Annotated in this window: 3 protein-coding genes; 2 read left to right on the plus strand and 1 reads right to left on the minus strand. The window is 68.7% G+C overall.

From position 1 onward, the window contains the following. Positions 1-308 precede the first annotated feature (308 nt). Positions 309-842 carry a hypothetical protein gene (locus tag FNH08_RS45945; RefSeq protein ID WP_228034787.1) on the plus strand — a complete coding sequence of 178 codons (534 nt, stop codon included), beginning with the start codon at positions 309-311 and terminating at the stop codon, positions 840-842. Between the two features lie 464 nt (positions 843-1,306). On the opposite strand, the gene FNH08_RS45950 is transcribed toward FNH08_RS45945, so the two are convergent. Continuing rightward, positions 1,307-3,142 carry a phosphoenolpyruvate carboxykinase (GTP) gene (locus FNH08_RS45950; protein WP_322726521.1) on the minus strand — a complete coding sequence of 612 codons (1,836 nt, stop codon included), beginning with the start codon at positions 3,140-3,142 and terminating at the stop codon, positions 1,307-1,309. Positions 3,143-3,473: 331 nt separating this feature from the next. Between FNH08_RS45950 and trhA the strand changes: the two genes are divergently transcribed. Continuing rightward, positions 3,474-4,187 (plus strand): PAQR family membrane homeostasis protein TrhA, encoded by a 714-nt coding sequence (gene trhA, locus FNH08_RS45955; RefSeq protein ID WP_152777622.1) that lies wholly within the window; start codon positions 3,474-3,476, stop codon positions 4,185-4,187. Positions 4,188-4,229 lie beyond the last annotated feature (42 nt).

Genomic DNA, 4,229 nt, shown 5'->3' on the forward strand with positions numbered 1-4,229 from the left:
CTCCGGTTGCATACCGGGATCGGCTCGTCACCCCCCGTTCACCCACCCCCGCCGGGAATGTCGCCTTCCGAGAGCACCCTCCTCATGTGAGACGAATCGCAGGAATCGTCCTGGCGATCCTGCTGCTCGGCGGCGTGGCGGCAGCCGTCGTGGCAGGACGCGAAGAGCAGGACACGAGCACGGCAACGAAGACCGTGCGCATGGTGATCGGATCGGAGAAGGCCGAGTTCTTCGCCGATCCGGACGTGGTGAAGGCCCTCGCCACCAAGGGCTACACCGTGAAGGCCGAGACCTCCGGCTCCTGGGCCATGGAGGGGCTCGACCTCAAGGGCTACGACCTCGCCTTCCCCTCCAGCCAGGCCCCCGCCGCCGAGCTCGCGAAGAAGTACGGCGTGAAGCAGACCTGCCGCGCCCCTTCTACTCCCCGCTCGTCGTCGTGGCCCACCGCAACGCCGTTGTGGGGCGACTTCGAGAGGCTGCGCGGCTATCTGGCGGATGTCGAGCTGCCGCCCGCCGCCTCCGGCCGCCTCACCGAGCTGACGGACCTTTTCACGGCCCTCCTCGACGCCGGCTGGGTCGCCGAGGTCCTCGCGGGGGACCCGGAGGGCGTGCACGCCCTGTCCAGGGCCGTGCGGCAGGACGTCCCCGAGGCGGTCGACACCTTCGTACGGACCCGGTGGTGGACCCGGCTGAGCCCGGGGGCGGATCCGCCCGAGCGCCACCTGGAGCGCCAGCTCTCCGTTCTGCAGGAGGAGTTCACGACGCTCGCGGCCCCCCTCCGGGACGTCGAGGCCCGGCGGCAGGAGTCGCACACACGCTATCTGGAGGACCGGTCGCGCTGAGAAACAGGGACGAGGTCGGGCCGTCCGTTCCCCCTCGGCCCGGGTCGGCGGGCGCCGGGCGCCGGAGGGACCGCGACCGTCGCCCGCACGGATCGGCAACACCCTCCGTGCGGCGGAGACCCGGCCGACGGACAAATACGGGCTCGATGCCGTGGCGGTGTGGCCTCATCTGTGGCTGCTGCTGCCGGACACGTCACGAAAGGACATCGCCACCGCTCGGCTGTCGCTGGACGCGTCGATCGCGGCGTGTGTGGGGACTGGCCTTCGCGGCCTTCGCGCCCTGGACCCTGTGGACCCTTCCCATCGGCCTCACCGTGGCCGTCGCCGCCTTCGCCGGCTGGCTCCCGGAACGTGCGGAGACCTACGCGGCCTTCGCGGCGGCACCCCGCCCTCTGAGGACCCGTGGAGGCAGGTGCCCGGACGCCGTTGTCCAGCCACCTGCCTCGTCTGGGGTGCTACGGGCGTCAGCCCAGGCGCTGCACCAACGCGTGGTACTCGTCCCACAGCTCCTTGGGCGTGTGATCACCGAAGGTGTTGAGGTGGTCGGGAACCAACCCCGCCTCCTCACGCCACACGTCCTTGTCGACGCTGAGCAGGAAGTCCAGCTCGGACTCCGACAGCTCCAGACCCTTCGTGTCCAGGGCCCCCTTCGCCGGCAGGACGCCGATCGGGGTCTCCACGCCCTCGGCCCGCCCGTCCAGCCGGTCCACGATCCACTTCAGGACGCGGCTGTTCTCACCGAAGCCCGGCCAGACGAACTTGCCCTCGTCGTTCTTCCGGAACCAGTTGACGTAGTAGATCTTCGGCAGCTTGGCAGGGTCCTTGCCCTTGGCGACGTCGACCCAGTGGCCCATGTAGTCGCCCATGTTGTAGCCGCAGAAGGGCAGCATCGCGAAGGGGTCGCGCCGCAGTTCGCCGACCTTGCCCTCGGCCGCCGCGGTCTTCTCCGACGCCACGTTCGCGCCGAGGAACACGCCGTGGTTCCAGTCGAAGGACTCCGTCACCAGCGGGACGGCGGTGGCCCGGCGGCCGCCGAACAGGATCGCGGAGATCGGGACGCCCTTCGGGTCCTCCCACTCGGGCGCGATGATCGGGCACTGCGAGGCCGGGACGGTGAAACGGGCGTTCGGGTGGGCGGCCGGGGCGTCCGCGGAGGGCGTCCAGTCCTTGCCCTTCCAGTCCGTGAGGTGCGACGGGGTCTCCTCCGTCATGCCCTCCCACCAGATGTCGTTGTCATCGGTGAGTGCGACGTTCGTGAAGACCGAGTTGCCCCACAGCGTCTTCATCGCGTTGGCGTTGGTGTGCTCGCCGGTGCCGGGCGCGACCCCGAAGAAGCCGGCCTCGGGGTTGATGGCGTAGAGACGCCCGTCCTCCCCGAACCGCATCCAGGCGATGTCGTCGCCGATGGTCTCGACCGTCCAGCCGGAGATCGTGGGCTCCAGCATGGCGAGGTTCGTCTTGCCGCACGCCGACGGGAAGGCCGCCGCCACGTACTTCGACTCACCGGTCGGCGGGGTGAGTTTGAGGATCAGCATGTGCTCGGCCAGCCAGCCCTCGTCGCGCGCCATCACGGACGCGATGCGCAGGGCGTAGCACTTCTTGCCGAGCAGCGCGTTGCCGCCGTACCCGGAGCCGTACGACCAGATCTCGCGCGTCTCGGGGAAGTGCGAGATGTACTTGGTGCTGTTGCACGGCCACGGCACGTCCGCCTGGCCCGGCTCCAGCGGGGCCCCGAGCGTGTGCACGGCACGCACGAAGAAGCCCTCGGAGCCCAGCTCGTCCAGCACCGGCTGCCCCATACGGGTCATGGTGCGCATGGACACCGCCACGTACGCGGAGTCGGTGATCTCGACGCCGATCGCGGACAGCGGCGAGCCCAGCGGCCCCATGCAGAACGGGACGACGTACATCGTCCGCCCCCTCATCGAGCCCCGGAAGATACCGCCGTCCCCGTCCCTGCCCCGGAAGATCTCCCGCATCTCGGCGGGGGCCTTCCAGTGGTTGGTCGGGCCGGCGTCCTCCTCGCGCTCGGAGCAGATGAACGTACGGTCCTCGACCCTGGCGACGTCGGTCGGGTCGGAGGCCGCGTAGTAGGAGTTCGGGCGCTTGATCGGGTCGAGCCTCTTGAAGGTGCCCTTTTCGACAAGCTCGGCACAGAGCCGGTCGTACTCGGCTTCGGATCCGTCACACCAGACCACGTTGTCCGGTTGCGTCAGTTCGGCGATCTCGTTCACCCACGCGACCAGTTCCCGGTGGGTGGTGGGGACGGTATCTGGGGGAGCCGCGATGTCCTGCGCCACGATTGCTCCTAAATGAGGGATTTTTTTCATGGAACGCCCCGTGGGGGCCGCGACCCGGATGCTTCGCGATATGGATTTCCTGGCGCTCATCCGGTGCCGACCACACTCATTTGATCATCCGACGCATCCGCGCATATGTCCAGAGGGCCTCACACCTGAGCGGAGTGACCATCACCACTTGGTAGAATTCGCCCACCTGGTTTCGTCGTGTCACCGGCGCTTCACCATGGGTATCCCCGTTTCGGACGGCCGGTGAGAGCATGACCACTCTTGGGCACCCAACCGGTCGGACTGATAGGTCACTTACGGCTCCGTAGGTACGATGCCGGTCATGACAGCGTCCGCCTCCGACGCGCCCACGGACTCGCCGGTCGCCGACCGCGGTCCCGCAGCGCTCTCCCTGCCGCACCCGGTCAAGCCGCGACTCCGCGGCTGGCTGCACGCGGGCATGTTCCCTGCCGTGATCGTCGCGGGTCTGGTGCTCACCGCGCTCGCGAACTCGACGCGGGGACGCATAGCCTGCGGCATCTACGTCCTGACGGCCTGCCTGCTCTTCGGGATCAGCGCGCTCTACCACAGAGGCAACTGGAGCCCGCGCATGGACGCCGTCCTGCGCCGTCTGGACCACGCGAACATCTTCCTGATCATCGCGGGCACCTACACACCCCTGACACTGCTGCTCCTGCCCGACTCCAAGGGACAGTGGCTGCTGTGGGGCATCTGGGGTGCCGCCCTCGCGGGCATCGCCTTCCGCGTGTTCTGGATCGGGGCCCCACGCTGGCTCTACACCCCCTGTTACATCGCGATGGGCTGGGCCGCCGTCTTCTTCCTCCCCGACTTCCTGCGCACGGGCGGGATCGCCGTCCTCGTCCTGGTGATCGTCGGCGGCCTCCTCTACAGCGCGGGCGGCGTGATCTACGGGATGAAGCGCCCGAACCCGTCACCGCGGTGGTTCGGCTTCCACGAGGTCTTCCACTCCCTCACCCTCGCGGCGTTCGTCGTGCACTACGTCGGCATCTCACTCGTGGCCTATCAGCACGCCTGACCCTCCTGCCCCTCCCGCCCCTTCCGGCGAACCCCTCTTCAG

Source organism: Streptomyces spongiae (assembly GCF_009377185.1).
Lineage (GTDB): Bacteria > Actinomycetota > Actinomycetes > Streptomycetales > Streptomycetaceae > Streptomyces > Streptomyces spongiae.